An 18,188-nucleotide genomic window follows, 5' to 3' on the forward strand; every position below is an offset into this window, starting at 1 on the left:
AACACTTTTGATACAATGTTAAAACATTCAATAGCTTGCTATACATCCTTTGATTACAAGTTATCTCTGGTGACAACAACACTAATTAATTCGAATTTCACGAACAACAATACCTCTTCATTCGGAAATACATGTCATGTTTTTTCAAGATATCGAACTTGTATGGGCTGATTCCTGCAAACTGTTTTTTTTCCGTGTAACCATAGTGATGGTTTGACTCGATTTCAAATGCAAATCATTTGCATTAAAGCATTTGATTTTCCCGGCCAGCTTCATGTCAACGCACACTCTGCAACTGTAAAGCAAGTGATCCCAACCGCAAGCCAGTGTAAAATCGGCACTTATGTAGAACGGGATATCCACACCCCGGAGGAAAAATATGAAGTTTTTGGTCACTGGTGCCGCAGGTTTTATCGGCTTTCATATCGCGCAACGCCTAATGAATGAAGGGCATGATGTTGTCGGGATCGACAACATGAATGACTATTATGACGTCAGCCTAAAGCAGGCTCGCCTGGATCGTCTGGCATCTCCGGCATTTCGTTTCCAGCAGCTGGATCTTGCCGACCGTGAGGGAATGGCGAAGCTGTTCGCTGCAGAACAATTTGACCGCGTGATCCACCTGGCGGCCCAGGCGGGCGTGCGCTATTCGCTGGAAAACCCCTATGCCTACGCGGACGCTAACCTGATGGGGTATCTGAACATTCTGGAAGGCTGCCGTCATACCAAAGTGAAACACCTGGTGTACGCCTCCTCCAGTTCGGTTTACGGCCTTAACCGCAAAATGCCGTTCTCCACGGAGGATTCCGTCGATCATCCGGTCTCCCTGTACGCCGCCACCAAGAAAGCCAATGAGCTGATGGCGCATACCTATTCCCATCTGTACGGCATCCCGACTACCGGCCTGCGCTTCTTTACGGTCTATGGTCCGTGGGGACGCCCGGATATGGCGCTGTTCAAGTTCACGAAAGCGATGCTGGAAGGGAAAAGTATTGACGTCTACAACTACGGCAAAATGAAGCGCGACTTCACCTACATCGACGACATCGTCGAGGCGGTAGTGCGCGTCCAGGATGTGATCCCGCAGGCCAATGCCGACTGGACCGTTGAGAGCGGTTCCCCGGCGACAAGTTCCGCGCCGTATCGGGTCTATAATATTGGCAACAGCTCGCCGGTGGAACTGATGGACTACATCACCGCTCTGGAAGAGGCGCTGGGGATGGAAGCGAAGAAGAATATGATGCCGATTCAGCCGGGCGATGTGCTGGACACCAGCGCAGACACCCAACCGCTGTATGACCTGGTGGGCTTCAAGCCACAGACGTCAGTGAAGGAAGGCGTGAAGAACTTCGTCGAGTGGTATAAGGATTACTATCAGATCTAACCTATCTCTGCCCTGCCGCGATCAGCTGATTGCGGCAATGGATAAACATCCCGTATTGCCTTCATTTATCATTCATTTCTTTACCCGAGCCTGGCACAGGCTATAATTTTTTGTGCTAAAGAATAATTTTTACTGGTTTTAACGACGGTGCTGAAACCAGTTTCATCTGCCGGCCAGCGAAAAAGACAACAACTATAAGCCTGGTCCCCTGCTGTCACTCTTTTCAATACTATTTTTAATGGCTCCTTCAGCATTTTCTCCTGATAAATAAAAGACATTACTTTCTGTAGGAATTTTCTTAAGAAGAGGATATGTTAGAGATCGCAATACAGCACCTTCCACGCTGATATATTGCTTAACTTGCTAATGATTCAACCAACTAAAGCTGTGGTAGATATTATGGAAAACCTGTTTTTCTTAGTGGTGGCTGCCATACTACTTGCTGTGTCTGTTTTCTTTTTAATTTCATATCTGAAAGACAGAAAGAAAACGAAACTGACGTTTAATAAACGCAAGTGGTAAGGCCCGCTCCATATTGCAATTAGATTAAGATAATATTAAGAGATAAAAAAATGATATGACAGAATGACCGTTCATTCTGCGTTTTGGCATGGCCTTAAGGCAAGAAAAAAAATAAAGCTACTCGCGCCCTGTCCCTCGTATTTCCCCAGGGCATAAATAACAAAAGCCTGCGTTGCAGGCTTTGTTTTACCTCCCGGCGCTTATCTCCGGCATCTACATCACAGTGACGGTAGCTCTTCACAAGGTAAGTTTAACTTATCGGACCTGTTTTCAACCCGCAACGGGTTTTGAGCAGGATCGTTAGGTTCATCACAAATCAAGAAAACTACGCGTACTTTACGGTTAATCGCGTTTCAAAATGCATCTCCTTGTAAGTGAAGAAAATTAACAAATCTTAATTTCTGGTAACGGCCATAATGACAATGAGACATAGCCAATTACGCATTGCAAGGGCCTAACAGTTTACTTCAAACAATCATCAATGTTATATGACTTTTCATCAGGCTAAATTTAGCAGATATAATCATAGCTAAGTCACGTTTTTTAACATACATCTCTTAAACCTATAAATCTGTCAAATGTTCCCTTATGCTCGGGATATTAGCTCTAACAATTGATATTTCCGACAAAAAAGTTCCAAGCCAAACTGAAATTCTTAACCTTTCTTTCATTTAACAAATGAGACCACCCATTAATGTAAAAGAACCATAATATCAATGAACTGATTGCATTTGTACGGAAGTAGGCTGAACCCGTATCAGCGGCAGAGAAGTCTGCAGAAAGATCGTGATTCGTGATGCCACTATTTATTATTGAAAAAAGTGATGTGCTTATCTGTGCGTAAAGAACAGCGACGTCTGCGGCAACTAGAGGATCAAAATCAGCTTCTGGAGGAGTTCGCGGCATACCTGAGCCGATATAAGGTGCAATTTTAGGAGGCTATGAAATAAAAGTTCAGAGGTCGACTCAGAAGTGCCAGGGGGTGAATGTTGTGGAAAAAGCATATCTTATCTGATAATTACATTAAAATAAATGAATTTAATTATAATTAACAACTCCAGAATGAAAATCAAGGAATATTAATTTTTAAAAATAATAGAGAGGAACGATAGATTAACGCGCGTAAAATTTAAAACATATATGGCCTTTTCTCGAGAGTAACTGAAAAAAGGCCTACTATTCATTCTGCTCTAGATTTAAACCTAGATTTTGATAATAAAGATTCCTTTATCTTCATAGTTAGTTTTTTTTCAATTAAATGATAAAAAATATTAGATGCTATTATCGAGAAAAGAACAACTAAAAAATAAAATAAAGGGCTATATTGTAAAAATTTTATTTTTTTAGTTAGGATAGCAATGGTCTGGATAACAAAAGGGTGAATTAAATACAGACTATATGATATCTCACCAAGAAAAAGAGGATACTTAATTTTATCTATATATTTCACTAATAATCGTTCAATGCTAAGAAGTCCACCAACAAAAAACAATGCTGGAAGACCAAACTCAATTGTTCTCACTGCAATTGATACTGAGAATAATTTAGCAGCAAAAGAAGCTGATATAATAAGTAAAAGCCCGACGACTTTTTCCTTCAAAGAACCAGAGTAAATAAGGAATAGCGCTGCTCCAAAAATAAACTCATACTTTATGGGATCATTTAGAAATGACCGAACTACTTCTCCAGTCGAAAGAAAGATAATATCAATAAAAAGGAATAATATAAAAGTGAGAAATACCTTTTGCACGTTACTTCTGTTTATAAAGAAGATAAATGTAAGATAAAAGAAGAACTCAAATGTTAAAGTCCATCCGTTCTGTACCAAGAATTTTATATCAAAAGGAATTTTTATCAAAGTGAAGGATTGAATAATCCCTGTCTGTCCTCCAGAAGAGTTAACCAAAGAAGGGGCGATCAAATATACGCCCAATGCCAAAAAGGAAACTGTCCAGTAGGCCGGTATTATTCTAATAATCCTATTACTAATAAACTGTAACTTGGAGCTATCCTTAGTAGTTACAAGCATCATTATAAAGCCTGATATAATAAAGAAAATATCTACACCAATTCCACCCCAGGAAAATATATTTGTATCTTGTATTCCCAACTGTACGGTCTTGTGATTTGCATGACTAAAGAGAACTACCAATGCAGCAATTCCCCGTAGTATTTGTATTGAATTGATTTGTCCAGAAATTTTCATTAATAGCTCTGAATATGAGATTTATGATAAAGTCATGCTATGTTAATTTAGCAGTTAAGTAAATTATAAATATGTATTTATCAATATCATTAGTTGATTGATACAAACCCCCTCCTCAAAAACATAAATTTATCAGTACTCTTTTTTGATCCTAAAGAAAATTAAGAAATAAACCGAAAATTAGTCTTTTAAATCTGTTTGATATTTCATTCTGCTTAACAAATAAGTAAACTAGCCAAGCATACATTTATTTAACTAAATAGGAACATCCCCACCCCATGTAAACATTAGTTCCATTTAGAATAAACAAAATAAAATATTAAATTTTGGCACAATATTATTATATTTTTTGAATACGAGACGACACATTAATACACTAAAACAAACTCCATAGAACATCACCACGAAATTTAAAACATATCACGGTTACAATCCATTAAATAAAATTAATAAAGTGAACACATGCAAATATTTAATGAGCGCCGATCTTTTCAAATAATTAATTATCATAAGCATAACTATACGCGAAAATTATAAATCACACGATTGTTATTTCCAAAAATATAGAACTATAGATCACAAGTTAATGAAAAAATATGATATATATCATTTATAAAAGCCGGCAACAAACGAAGCCGGCTTAAAGCAGAAATTAATCGTTACCAAAAAGATCGCGAGTATAAACCTTATCCTTCACATCATCAAGCTCATCTGCCATTCGATTAGAAATGATAACATCAGCTTCTTGCTTGAAAGCATTCAAGTCACGGACTACGCGAGAATTAAAGAACTCATCTTCTTGCATAACCGGTTCATAAATAATGACTGGGATACCTTTGGCCTTAATACGCTTCATAATCCCTTGAATAGAGGAAGCCCGAAAATTATCTGAACCACTCTTCATTATGAGTCTATATACACCTACCACTTTGGGGTTGCGACTTAGAATTGAATCAGCAATAAAATCTTTACGAGTACGATTGGCATCGACTATTGCAGAAATAATGTTATTTGGCACTGACGCGTAGTTAGCAAGGAGTTGCTTAGTATCTTTTGGCAAACAATAACCTCCATAGCCAAAAGAAGGATTGTTATAGTGATCACCAATACGCGGGTCAAGGCATACACCTTCAATTATTTGTTTACTGTTTAGCCCTTGGCTTTCAGCATAACTGTCAAGCTCGTTAAAATAAGACACTCGCAAAGCAAGGTAAGTATTTGCAAATAGTTTTATCGCTTCGGCTTCAGTTGAATCTGTAAACAAAACAGGTATATCTTCCTTAATGGCACCTTCTATTAATAAATTAGCGAAACGCTGAGCGCGTTCAGAGCGTTCACCAATCACAATCCGAGAAGGATAAAGATTATCGTATAAGGCTCGTCCTTCTCTGAGAAATTCTGGAGAGAAGATAACATTATCAATTCCCAATCGCTCTTTTATGCTTTTTGTAAATCCAACGGGAATTGTCGATTTGATAATCATAACAGCTTCAGGATTAATCTCAGAAACGTCGCGAATTACAGTTTCAACTGTTGAAGTATTGAAATAATTAGTTTTCGGATCATAATCTGTTGGAGTTGCAATAATGACATAATCAGCTCCACGATATGCATCATATTTATCCGTCGTTGCACGAAAGTTTAGGGATTTCTCGCTCAAATACTCCTGTATCTCCTTATCAACAATAGGAGATTGTTTCTGATTAAGCATATCCACTTTGGCTTGTATGATATCTAATGCAACAACTTCATGATGCTGTGCAATAAGGATACCATTAGATAAACCAACATAACCTGTACCGGAAATAGTAATTTTCATTCGATTACACTTTTATCAGTTAACTGGATAACGGCTAATAGCCACGTTATGAATCAACACGGTTAATGTTATTACCTTGAGGTATAATCCATGTCAAAGTAACCATTTACTGTCTTTTTCAAATCAACCTCTTTGGCTACAAATATAAAAATTAATATTTATGCCATGATATATCATAGCATATAATGGAAGAAATAATTATACTTCTCTGCTTTGTTAAAAAACGTTTAGTAAAAACCTATATAAATGTATCTATATTTTAAATTTACAATATAATTCTTCACCAGAAAGGATAAACATTAATTTTGAACACATATATTAATGACGTGATTATGATAAACATAAAAATTACAGGAATCCATTGTCGAATATAAGAAACAAAACTCACACTTACAATAGATTTGATAAAGAAAGGAAAAACTAAAAATGACACTAATATTTGTGCTATGGAAAGTGTTAATGAAACATACCACAATGTCGGGAACAGAATTATGGTAAAACTAATACATAACACAGCTATGCCTGCAACTATGTTCCATATGAATTCAACATTTGTTTTTCCATTTGCTTGTGCAATAGCACCTGTCAATCCTCCCATAGGTCTTAGTGCTCCAAAGATCAGCATAAATGGCAAGATGTCCATAATAGGCATTCTTTCACTACCATAAAGCAATGTTATAATTACAGGGGAAAATAAGTAAATAAATATGTAAATACAGGAACTAAATGCTGCAATAACAAATGTGCCTTTAAGGAATATTGTTTTTAATTCATGCAACTCTCGTTGATGTTCTGCAAATCTTGGTAATGCTAATCTATTAATTACAGGTGAAACTAATTTCAGCGGTTGAAGAATCATATCTTTTGCCAAAGAATACAAGCCAAGAGATTCTCCACCAAGAACTTTCCCAACAATAATTACATCTAATTGCGTACGCAATTGATTAATAACTTGTGACCCTAATTGATATACACCATATTTAAAAACATCATGTACAATTTCTTTTTCAAATTTGAAAAGAGGCCTCCATTCTCTATTTCCAAACAATGACATGAAACATAATCTTAAAACTGCATTCAAAATTAGTCCCAAAACTACAGCAGAAGTTCTAAGATCTGTTTTATAAATAGCCCATACAACGAAAAAGAATGATATAAACTTAGCCCCAATTTCAATTTGAGATAGTAAAATCATTTTTTTAGCTTTTATATAATGGGCTTGGTATTGCGACAAGGAACCAAGGAAAACAAAATTAATACTGGCTAACATAATCAATGATTCTAACTGTGGCATCTTATAGAATTCGGTGATCGGCAACGATGATGCGAATACAATAATCCCAGTAAAAAGACTCAATAAAAAGTTAATCCAATATATCGTACTTTGTTGCTCTCTGGTCATATCCTGTTTGTAAACAATATAACTACTCATTCCCATATCTTGCAAAATCATAGCAATAGCAAGTACGGTATTTATTATAGCCAAGACCCCTAGTTCATGTAATTCTAACACTCGTGCAAGAATACTTATTTGTATTATTTGTAGAAGTGCAGAAATAAAATTGCTTCCTAATAACCATACTGCCTGCCCCTTTATCCCACTCACAGATGGTACTCCATAAGATAGGTCATTTTTTTGTATTCAATGTCTATATTAAATGACTCTTCAATTTTTTTGCGGGCATTAACTGTAGCGCTAAGAACAGACGCGGGATTATTATAAATAAACATTAATTTTTCAGAAATTTGTTTTATGCTTTTTTCATCACATAAATATCCACTACTATTATTTTCAATTAATTCTGGAATACCGCTGTGATATGTAGATACTACAGGTAAACCACAAGCCATAGCCTCCATCAGTGCAACAGGTATCCCTTCCATATCGCCATTTTGAGATGTTATTGAGGGCAATACAAAAACATTACTTTTATCAAGAATAGCTTTAACGTTTGATTGAGATTGAAATCCTGTTATCCTTACCACATCTGCCAGCCCTAATTCATCGATTAATGACCTTAAACTTGACTCTAGAGGACCATAACCTACAATGGTATATTTGAATGGAATATTATTTTCTTTTAGTATTGAGCAAGCGCGAATAGAATATTCGATACCTTTCTTTTCAATTAGCCGACACACAGAGACTATATTTAATACATCCTTAATATCTCTTCCCTTATATACAAATTCGTCAACATGAATACCCATTCTAATAACTTCAATTTTTGAAGATTCACAACCCAATGAAATCATTTTTTCTTTCCACAAATGACTTATAGGAAAAAATAAATCGCCTTCAGCAAATAAATTAACATACTGTTTTTTATATCTAGCAAGTACGTCTTTTATTGAAATATCAAAACCATGGAAAATAGTAACTATTTTACCATCCAGCACGCCTAACTCTCTTAAAGAGTTAGCTATTGTGCCACATGTCCCAAAATGCGCAACAAAATAATCAGCTCTATATACTGACTTTATACTCCCAATAATTGAAGGCAAATATAAACTATGAGACAAATGCCCATATTTAACTATATTAAATGCATTTACTTTTCCCGACGTCAGACACTTTAGTGCATGAGAAAATCTTTTTGTGAGTACAGTCAATCGCCCTTGTGTAGTAAAGTTTGAAGGAAATACGTAATCAACTTTTTCCTTTAGATTATAGTTTAGAAAATCTTCATGCAAACAGCTCATATCTCCAGGGTAAAGCGCCAATATTCGAACATTATGTCCCATTTTTATGAATGAGATAATTTGATTCTGAATGAAAGTTTCCGAAGCAACGGGGAATGTGGCACAAAAAAAAGTAATATTCATTTTATTTCAAGCCTTCAACAATTTCTTTGATGTTATTATATCCCCTAGTTCTTGTTGTATTAATTCTCTGCATTAGGGTGCTTTTTACATCCTCATTATTTGCTAATACATGGTTTATTTTATCTACAACACTACCTGTTATTAATTCATTTATATCCGATGACAGAAAATCCATGTCAAGTTCATTCATTACCCCTCGTGATTTATGTTCATAGTTAAAAGCAATAGCTGGCGTACCGAAGTTCATTGATATTATTGCAGAATGTAATCTTGTTCCGATTGTCAGCATACATTTATGGAATAAAGTGCCGAGTTGAAGATCATTTAATTCATCCATGACAACATGATAGTTTTCTTTATTTTTTACCAGTTTTTTAATTGAAAGAGCAACAATTCTATCATCATTATTATAACTCTCAATACCTGTGCAGGTAGAGAACGCAATTATTTGATATCCCAAATCAATAAAATGATCAATTATTTTCGCAAAAGCCTCTTCATACTGACCCTGAGTGACACCAAGTCTTTGATCAAACGGCGCTAATTTTCTTACAGTTATAGCTATTGTTTTCTTTTCAGAAATTAAATTATTCCAATGATGAATCATATAATTATTTGACTCATCAGAATTAGGATCAACTAAAAAAGCAGTATCGACACTTGACGACACATTTTTCATGTTAAATCCATATTTAACCATAATATCGTAGCTTACTCTTTCTCGTAACTGAACCAACTCAACATGAGAGAATGAGTATTTTGCTACACGATTGAAGTTTTTTCCTTCAAAAGGGCCAACACTATGCCCAATGAGATAAATTTTTTTATTAGCAAGCAGGGAGCATAAAACATGTTCAAATTGAGATACGCCATATAAGTCGACAAAAAAAGAACCACCGACTTGAATTACAGCATCATATTCTTTGAGTTGTTCAGTGAATTCTCTAATATATTGTGGTAATGGGAATGCCTTTAATACCCCTTTCTTTTCTATATGGCTGATCATAACAAGCGGCAAACACTTGTTTTTAATTTTATTGAAAATGATTGATAATGCCCCTGCTTTCTTCTTAGAAGTTTTATCAAAAAGAGGATCTTGAATAATTGTCTCCCCCAGAAGATATTCTGAACTTTTTGAGTATCGGCTAAGAATATCAATTTCAAGATTTGCCTCTAACTTCCTCAGAGTATCTAAAAGACCTCTGAGAATTGCAGCATCTCCACGGTTTCCACAAGTATGATTACCTACTAATAATAATTTCATAAGCCCTCAAATTATTTTCAATACAATATTTCTTTATTAGATTATTAACTGAACTTTATATTTACGAATGAAATTCAGTAGTATTAATAGCTTTATTTTAAGTATAATAAACTGATTTGTACTTTACTCATGATTACCTTTATGTTCTATATAATTATAAAATCACCTGACATCCAATTTAAACACACGAAAATTTAACTCATTAAAATTATTTAATTAATTTATTAGACACACAAAAATAATATACAGAGATGCTCTTAAGGATAATTGACAAAATATTTGATATGTAACAACCACCTCCATAGAGGTGGTTTAAAGTATAAATATGTGAATTAAGACTTTACTTGGGCATCTAAAATTAGTTAGACCACTCAGTGTGGAATACACCTTCTTTATCAGTACGCTTATAGGTGTGCGCACCAAAGTAATCACGCTGAGCCTGAATCAGGTTAGCTGGCAGAACTGCGGAACGGTAGCTGTCGTAGTAGGCAATTGCGGCAGAGAACGTCGGTACCGGAATACCATTCTGCACGGCATAAGCTACCACATCACGCAGCGCCTGCTGATAGTCATCAGCGATCTGCTTGAAGTACGGCGCCAGCAGGAGGTTAGCAATGCCAGCGTTTTGCGCATAAGCATCAGTGATCTTCTGCAGGAACTGCGCACGAATGATGCAGCCAGCGCGGAAAATCTTGGCGATCTCACCGTAGTTCAGATCCCAGTTGTACTCATCAGAAGCAGCACGCAGCTGGGAGAAGCCCTGAGCATAGGAAACGATTTTACCGAGATACAATGCGCGACGCACTTTCTCAACAAATTCCGCTTTATCGCCAGCTGGCTGAGCCTGGGGTCCACTCAGCACTTTCGAAGCAGCTACACGCTGGTCTTTAAGCGAAGAGATGTAACGAGCAAATACGGACTCGGTGATCAGAGACAGAGGTTCGCCGAGATCCAGTGAGCTCTGGCTGGTCCACTTACCGGTACCTTTGTTTGCAGCTTCATCAAGAATGACATCAACGAGGTATTTACCTTCTTCATCCTTCTTGGTGAAGATATCTTTGGTAATGTCGATCAGGTAACTGCTCAGTTCACCTTCGTTCCATTCGGTGAAGGTTTGCGCCAGCTCTTCGTTGGAGAGTGCCAGACCGCCTTTCAACAGCGCATAAGCTTCAGCAATCAGCTGCATGTCACCATACTCGATGCCGTTATGAACCATCTTCACATAATGGCCAGCACCGTCAGCACCGATATAGGTCACGCATGGCTCACCGTCTTCAGCAACCGCAGCAATTTGCTTCAGAATCGGAGCAACAAGTTCATAGGCTTCTTTCTGCCCACCAGGCATGATGGAAGGCCCTTTCAGAGCCCCCTCTTCACCACCGGAAACACCGGTACCGATAAAGTTAAAACCTTCGGCAGACAGCTCACGGTTACGACGGATCGTGTCCTGGAAGAAGGTGTTGCCGCCATCAATAATGATGTCGCCTTTATCAAGGTAAGGCTTCAGGGAATCGATGGCGCTATCGGTGCCAGCCCCGGCCTTTACCATCAACAGGATACGACGTGGTGTTTCAAGGGATTCAACAAACTCTTTTACTGTGTAGTAAGGAACCAGTTTTTTGCCTGGGTTTTCGGCAATCACTTCTTCGGTCTTTTCACGGGAGCGGTTGAAAACGGAGACGGTATAACCACGGCTTTCGATGTTCAGCGCAAGGTTACGCCCCATCACGGCCATACCGACAACCCCGATCTGTTGCTTGGACATTACATACTCCTGTCAGGTGTGGTCACTGCGACACGTTCGCAGCTTAAAAACAGTGATAATTTTAGCTCAAAGATGGTTAAGAGCATAGGGTAAATTTATTTTTATGATTGACCTTGTGAGAAAATAAAACGGCCATCAACTCGACTCATTATGTTGAGCTTAATAGTACAATAAGGCTACTTTGTTCTGCATTAATGAGTAAGAGATGCTTCTTAATAAAAGTAACAACCATACAATTATCGTTAATTTTTATAAGACAAAGTAATTTTTATAAACCACGTAAGCAATTACTAAGAGATACTGTGTAAGTGAGAAGTCACATGATAACAATCAAAATCAGGAATTTAAAAACAATAATGAAAACAACTATCTCGAGATGAAGCCTTTCATAATACTTTTTTCTGATAAATCAGAATTGAGCAAACCTAAATTGGATTCATATTCCGTTGTATTTTTTTCATTGATCAATTGATACCACCATATCCCTTTAATATAAGGCCTTGAGTTAACAAGACGAATATATTTAGCAATATATTGCTCTTGTTCTAATGCATTGATTTTCCCTTTTCGAGAGTTCGAATATCCCATTTCAGTGATATAAATGCCTACTGTTTTTCCATTGTTAAATCTTTTAGTTATTTCTTCTTGAAAGTTATCTATTTTCTTGAAATCAATATCAGGATCATTTACAGAATAGGGGTGTATAGATATGCCATCAACGTAGTTCATTAAACCGTTTTGCATCATCACTTCAAGCCAATATACATGACGACGATCTAGAGGATTCAAACTGCCAGCTATTATTTTAGCATTCGGAGAAATAGAATGAATTTTTTCGCTCGTTTCTTTAATCAATTCAACATAATTATTTGCAGACATCATTATTCCGTCTAAATTATAACCCTTAATATCTTTCGACCACCATTCATTATAAATCTCATATGTAACATTGTAATTTTTGTATCTATTCACAACCCAATCGACATAGTTCACAAACGCACTTCTGGTCGCTGCGTCGATCGGTTTATCATGACTATATAGTGGATTTTTATATCCTAATATTAGTAAAGGTGTAATATTATTGTTATTTGATTCTTTAATTAATTTATCTAAACTGTCATTAGGTACCTTATATATTCCTTTCTTCCTTTCAACATACTGCCATCTATAATCTGTACGATATGAAACGAAATGATATTTTTTTAGCAACTCGAATATTTTAGAGTTATCTATGTTTAACTTTTCGGGATGAAAGCACACTCCAAGGATTTTTGTGTTATCATCTGCATTCGAAACGGATGAGAAAAATAAAAAAAACACTATTAATAGAAATTTTCGCATAAGAATACCTTTCCTCATCTAATATGCCTATCATACTATTTTTTCATTACCCATGTTTTTTATAAGTAGAAACATATCTACCAAACATGAATAAATATTCGTATTTCCTATGAAACGTTTGAATAGTGAAGAATATTCTATTTTAATGCCATAACTAATTAACTGCGCTTTAAGTATTTCTCGCTCTCTATTTTGTATATTGTTTCTTTGGCAGAAAACTTCAAATGCATTATAAATTTTTTGCTTATTGCTTAGCGTTATTCTATTTTTATCATGTGAGGTATCTTGGAAATATAAAGGCATATTAATCAGATATGCTTCATTTAGTTCGGAATATGTAAGCAATCTATAGAAAAGCTCCATATCTTGCCATGCCGGCATGTCAGGAGAAAACTTCCCGGCATCTCTCAATCTTTTTGTGTATGTAAAACATTGGTTACCAATAATATTTTTATGTAATAACTCTTTACCTGTTATTGTTGTTGGCAAAATTGAATTTAGATATCTGACCTTTTTATACTTACCTCCAGCGACAACAGTCAGGTAGTATGTATATAAAAACACATACTTGTTCAGAAGATGTGATTTATCCATCAATTGCTCGATCCTGTTTAGTGAGAAGTAATCATCATCATCTAATCCAGTTATAAACAATCCATTTGCTTTATCTATTGCTAAGTTTCGACTCACACAAGCGCCAGAATTATCTGTCTTTAAAATATAGCTAACTCGTGGATCCTTTTTACTAAAATTCTTAAGGAACTCTTGTGTACCGTCGCTCGAATTATCATCAACAACAATGATTTCCAAATTCTCATACGTCTGATTAACAACTGAATTAAGTGCGCGTTTCAATAACTCAATACGATTAAATGTTGGAATATAGATCGTGACTAATGGATTATCTTTCATTTCAATATCTCTTATGGAATTAAATTTTTATATGCTACGATAGTTTTTTCATTCATTAATTCTTGTGTATATTCGGTTGAGACCTTGTCATACAAGGTATCTTTTATTTTGTTCAAATCAAAATCATTTAAACTAGATAATAATTTTGCTAGTGAAGCAGGATCTTCATTAGAGAATGAAAGGCCACTTAGACTGTTTATTGTTTGAAAGGCACTTATATTACTTGCGATAACAGGTAATTTATAACTTATTGCCTCAAGTGGGACCATTGCTAGCCCTTCCCATCGCGAAGGAATAACTAAACAGTTAGCCTTTAGGTAATACTCAAATAATAATTCTTGATTAATCCAACCTGTAAATATTAAATTAATATTTTTAAATTTCTGATTTTTATAATCAACACTATCATTGACGGGTTCGCCAATCATTATAACTTTAATTTTATAATCGAGTGCTGTTTTATCTATAATTTTCAGTGCATCTATGAAAACATCAGTACCTTTCTGGTAATCGAAACGACCAACATATAACAAAATATATTCTTCACAATTATTACAATTAACCTGATTTGTAACTTCCGGAATACTCACACCATTATTAATCACCACCATCTTATCTTTAGGAATACCTGCTAAAGAAGCATCGTTATATTCACTTTCACCAACGCATATAATTTTGCTAGTATACCTTGCTAATATTTTTTCACATTTAATATATAATGTTTTCTTTAGTTTATGTGAATCCATTAAAAATGGAAAAGCATGAGGACAATATACGACTTTAATCTTTTTATTTTTAAATAGAAAAAGTATTAATATACGTCCAATAAATCCAGCAAAGGTGCTATGAAGATGAACTATATCAGGTTTATATACTTTTATCTTTTTATATAAAACAATTCCAAGATTTATTAATGATATTAGCCCTCTCTTTTTTCTATCAAATGTTGTCACATTACACTTCAATACTGACGTTATTTCCGAAATATGCTCATTAGGAACAATGACTTCTACACCATCAATTTCTTTATTATTTATTTGGTATGTGGCCAAGCTATTAATAACGGTAGCAACACCTCCTTTAAAGGTTTCTGCTACATGTAGTACTTTCATTTATATGACCTCAATAATTATCTATTGTCAAAAAAAATCAAAAACTGGGTTGAATTGATATGGATAAACACCAGCAATATTGCTTGCAATCATCAGTACAAAATATATAAAAGATACAATAATGAATGTAACGTAAATAAACTTGTTATTTATTTTTTTGAATACTATAGGAAACATCAACATGACATAGTATAAAAAATATTGAATAATTCGTTGAGGACCTGCAGGATCTGTTCCTAGCATAGCAACTGGGAGTAACAGGGCAACTCCACATAGATACATGCACTCATAAATTCTATATTCTAAATTCTCTTTCCTTAACCGCTTTCCTATTATGTAAAAGAATAACGCAATCACTACATATAGCATAACGGTTAACAAGCCATTTTTGCCTTTTGTCGCTTCTTCTGTGTAATGCTCATATCTTGAGTTATTTAAAGCCATATGTGCTATCATAAGTGGCGCAGCTATGGCGCTACTTAAGACTATAGGTATTATTTTATATTCTATCCGCAGTTTATTATGACAGACGAAATAAAATATTAACATCAGATATGCTGTCACATGAAACTGTGATGCGATTAATATTACAACAAAATATTTAATAAAATTCTTATTAACTAAATACTTTGTAGCCAAAAAACAGATTCCCATTGCAATACATTGGCGAATTTGGTTATACATCGCCATATACAAACCAAATGTTATATAAATATATATTGAGAGGGGATAATCTACTGATCGTGATTTTAAAGTATATATAACTGGAAAAATAGAAACTAGGGCCATCGCGAAAAAATATAGGGAATAATCACTACTATAAATCTCACGTACTAAATATACCAAATATTGATATCCAGTCTCTACTTCTGGATCAAATTGAAATGAATAATTATTGAATGGGAAACGGAAATAACGAGTATAAACATTCGCATCGGTCCCAATCTCATAATGTCTCATTGTGGCTAATACCACCAATATAAGCAATGGAAACAAGACAGCTTTTCTATTTAATATCTTATATTCAGCAACAACCCATGAATAGACAAGTAAAAGTGCAATAATATATGGGAGCATTTTTTATCTCGTGAAAATTAAATTTGTCAAATTCCTTTTATCCATTATACGATATTTTCTATTATAGATAATTAAGATTACTGAGTCTACTTTGTATATATATCTGAACGCTGATAAGGTAAAAATAATAAAAATGCGTATTTTGATATATAAAAAACACCTGTGAGGGCGGATATCTTGCATGTTATAGTGTAACTAATTTATAGTATCTATAATTATTACAAGTAGCGAACAGGAGATTTCAAATATTTGATTATCTCCTGCTCTTTTGTATGATAAGGCTTAGTATGCTGATTTGTTTATAAATCCTTTAAAAATCGTAAGGAAAATAATCTTCAAATCTAACCATATACTCCAGTTACGGATATAAAGTAAATCATATTCAATTCTTTTTTCCATTTTTTCAAGTGTATCAGTTTCGCCGCGCCAACCATTAACCTGCGCCAACCCCGTAATCCCTGGCTTAACTTTATGCCTGAGCATATATCCTTGAATAAGTGCTCTATATTGCTCATTATGAGAAACTGCATGTGGTCTTGGTCCAACTACAGACATCTGCCCAAAGAGAACATTAAAAAATTGCGGTAACTCATCTAAAGAGGTCTTACGCAAGACCCTACCTACCTTAGTAATCCTGACATCATTTTTTGTCGCTTGTTTAACGTTACCATCATTTTCCATAACCGTCATTGAGCGGAACTTCCAAACTTTGATTGGTTTTCCATCCATTCCATATCGTATCTGTCGGAAAAAGACGGGACCAGGAGAGGTAAACTTCACAACACAAGAAATAAGTATCAAAACAGGAGAAATCAAGATCAGAATAATTGTTGAAACCACTATATCTTCTAATCTCTTGAAAACCATATTGATACCATTAAGTGGGGTATCAAATAAAGGTACAACAGGGACACCATTAATTTCCTCTGTTCGAGATTGTAATATATTGAATGTAAATAGATCAGGAATTAATAGAACTGAGCATGTTGTGTCAGTCAATTCTTTAAGAACATGCTTTATTTTATCTTCATCTTCGATAGCAAGAGCGATATAAACTCTATCGATCTTTCCAGATTTTGCATCCTCCACAAGTTTATTTAAATCGCCAGCATATGGTATTCCTTGTAAATTATCTGTACACTCGTCATCGTAAATACCTTTGACTACAAACCCAAGCCACGTCTGTTCCTGAAAACTTTTGAATAATGCAACACCACTTGGCATAGCACCTACCATAGCTACAGTGCGACGGTTATAACCAAGATTTCTTAGTATACCAATTCCATATCTAATGAAGCACCTAAAAAATATAAAACCAACACATACAATTACATACCATTGATAAAATACAAAATGCTCAGCATTAGGTATAGGATATATATTAGAAATTAAAAAAAGGATTATTAAGCTCAAAGTCCAGTTTTTTATTATCATTAACAATTCAAGTGAGAGTTTATTTCCCCTCCATGAACGATAAAAATCAGTAATCCCACCTATCATTTGAAAAACAACAAGAGCGAATAATATTAACACTCCAAATGCTAAATCATATTGTATATTGTTAATTAGATAGACTATATATAGGGAAGAAGAAACAACTAAAATATCAAACAATCTCTGTAACATAGATATAATTGAAGCATTACCAGAGATTTGATACCTTTCAGGAAGAATATTCATTATTTAATCCATTAGGTCATAGAATTGAATATAAAGTAGATATCAATGATGATAAATATTACAACGTATATCGCTATATAACTTCAAACTCTACTCTAATTACAAGTTGCATTTTATTAAATTTAGCTTTTCAACAGTAATAATTGTCGATTTATGTATTTTTAATATATTTGAAATATGAAATTTATGTGTATTGAAGGACGCACTCTCTTTTTCTCACAAAAACACGTTATAGTATTTTCTTGGCACTGAAGAATATTCCTTCAGTGCCAAGATCATC

At 34.9% G+C, this 18,188-nt stretch carries 13 protein-coding genes; 2 read left to right on the plus strand and 11 right to left on the minus strand.

Going from position 1 to position 18,188, the window contains the following annotated elements:
- Positions 1 to 379 precede the first annotated feature (379 nt).
- Both GT756_RS16915 and GT756_RS16920 read left to right on the plus strand, forming a co-directional pair.
- The gene (locus tag GT756_RS16915; RefSeq protein ID WP_094309014.1) at positions 380 to 1,384 is read left to right on the plus strand and encodes an NAD-dependent epimerase; all 1,005 of its coding nucleotides are present in this window, start codon (positions 380 to 382) and stop codon (positions 1,382 to 1,384) included.
- 399 nt (positions 1,385 to 1,783) lie between these two features.
- A complete protein-coding gene (locus GT756_RS16920; RefSeq protein ID WP_000429184.1) occupies positions 1,784 to 1,906 on the plus strand; it encodes a small membrane protein in 123 nt (40 codons plus the stop codon).
- Positions 1,907 to 3,086: 1,180 nt separating this feature from the next.
- Here GT756_RS16920 and GT756_RS16925 read toward each other — a convergent pair.
- The 11 genes from GT756_RS16925 to wcaJ form a co-directional block, all read right to left on the minus strand.
- Positions 3,087 to 4,112, minus strand: coding sequence for an acyltransferase (locus GT756_RS16925; protein ID WP_072420704.1), 1,026 nt, complete (start codon positions 4,110 to 4,112; stop codon positions 3,087 to 3,089).
- Positions 4,113 to 4,764: 652 nt separating this feature from the next.
- A complete protein-coding gene (gene ugd, locus GT756_RS16930; RefSeq protein WP_132136536.1) occupies positions 4,765 to 5,931 on the minus strand; it encodes a UDP-glucose 6-dehydrogenase in 1,167 nt (388 codons plus the stop codon).
- A gap of 280 nt (positions 5,932 to 6,211) precedes the next feature.
- Entirely contained in the window at positions 6,212 to 7,537 is a 1,326-nt protein-coding gene (locus tag GT756_RS16935) for an oligosaccharide flippase family protein (protein ID WP_160124941.1), read from the minus strand.
- On the minus strand, positions 7,534 to 8,757 hold the full coding sequence (locus tag GT756_RS16940) for a glycosyltransferase (RefSeq protein ID WP_160124942.1): 1,224 nt from the start codon (positions 8,755 to 8,757) through the stop codon (positions 7,534 to 7,536). Before GT756_RS16940 ends, GT756_RS16935 begins: the two co-directional genes overlap by 4 nt.
- Position 8,758: 1 nt before the next feature.
- Entirely contained in the window at positions 8,759 to 10,021 is a 1,263-nt protein-coding gene (wcaK, locus tag GT756_RS16945; RefSeq protein ID WP_072420700.1) for a colanic acid biosynthesis pyruvyl transferase WcaK, read from the minus strand.
- Positions 10,022 to 10,379: 358 nt separating this feature from the next.
- Positions 10,380 to 11,786: an NADP-dependent phosphogluconate dehydrogenase gene (gene gndA, locus GT756_RS16950; protein ID WP_072420699.1), complete on the minus strand. Its 1,407-nt coding sequence runs from the start codon at positions 11,784 to 11,786 to the stop codon at positions 10,380 to 10,382.
- Between the two features lie 366 nt (positions 11,787 to 12,152).
- Positions 12,153 to 13,127, minus strand: a complete 975-nt coding sequence (locus tag GT756_RS16955; protein WP_160124943.1) for a glycosyl hydrolase — start codon at positions 13,125 to 13,127, stop codon at positions 12,153 to 12,155.
- 30 nt (positions 13,128 to 13,157) lie between these two features.
- Complete coding sequence (locus tag GT756_RS16960; RefSeq protein WP_072420697.1) at positions 13,158 to 14,039, minus strand: glycosyltransferase; 882 nt, start codon at positions 14,037 to 14,039, stop codon at positions 13,158 to 13,160.
- Between the two features lie 11 nt (positions 14,040 to 14,050).
- Positions 14,051 to 15,151 (minus strand): glycosyltransferase, encoded by a 1,101-nt coding sequence (locus GT756_RS16965; protein WP_160124944.1) that lies wholly within the window; start codon positions 15,149 to 15,151, stop codon positions 14,051 to 14,053.
- 27 nt (positions 15,152 to 15,178) lie between these two features.
- Positions 15,179 to 16,228 (minus strand): EpsG family protein, encoded by a 1,050-nt coding sequence (locus GT756_RS16970; RefSeq protein ID WP_072420695.1) that lies wholly within the window; start codon positions 16,226 to 16,228, stop codon positions 15,179 to 15,181.
- Positions 16,229 to 16,510: 282 nt separating this feature from the next.
- The gene (gene wcaJ, locus GT756_RS16975; protein ID WP_072420694.1) at positions 16,511 to 17,908 is read right to left on the minus strand and encodes an undecaprenyl-phosphate glucose phosphotransferase; all 1,398 of its coding nucleotides are present in this window, start codon (positions 17,906 to 17,908) and stop codon (positions 16,511 to 16,513) included.
- Positions 17,909 to 18,188: the final 280 nt, after the last annotated feature.

It is taken from the genome of Klebsiella sp. Q2, from assembly GCF_009900705.1.
GTDB classification, from domain to species: domain Bacteria; phylum Pseudomonadota; class Gammaproteobacteria; order Enterobacterales; family Enterobacteriaceae; genus Klebsiella; species Klebsiella quasipneumoniae.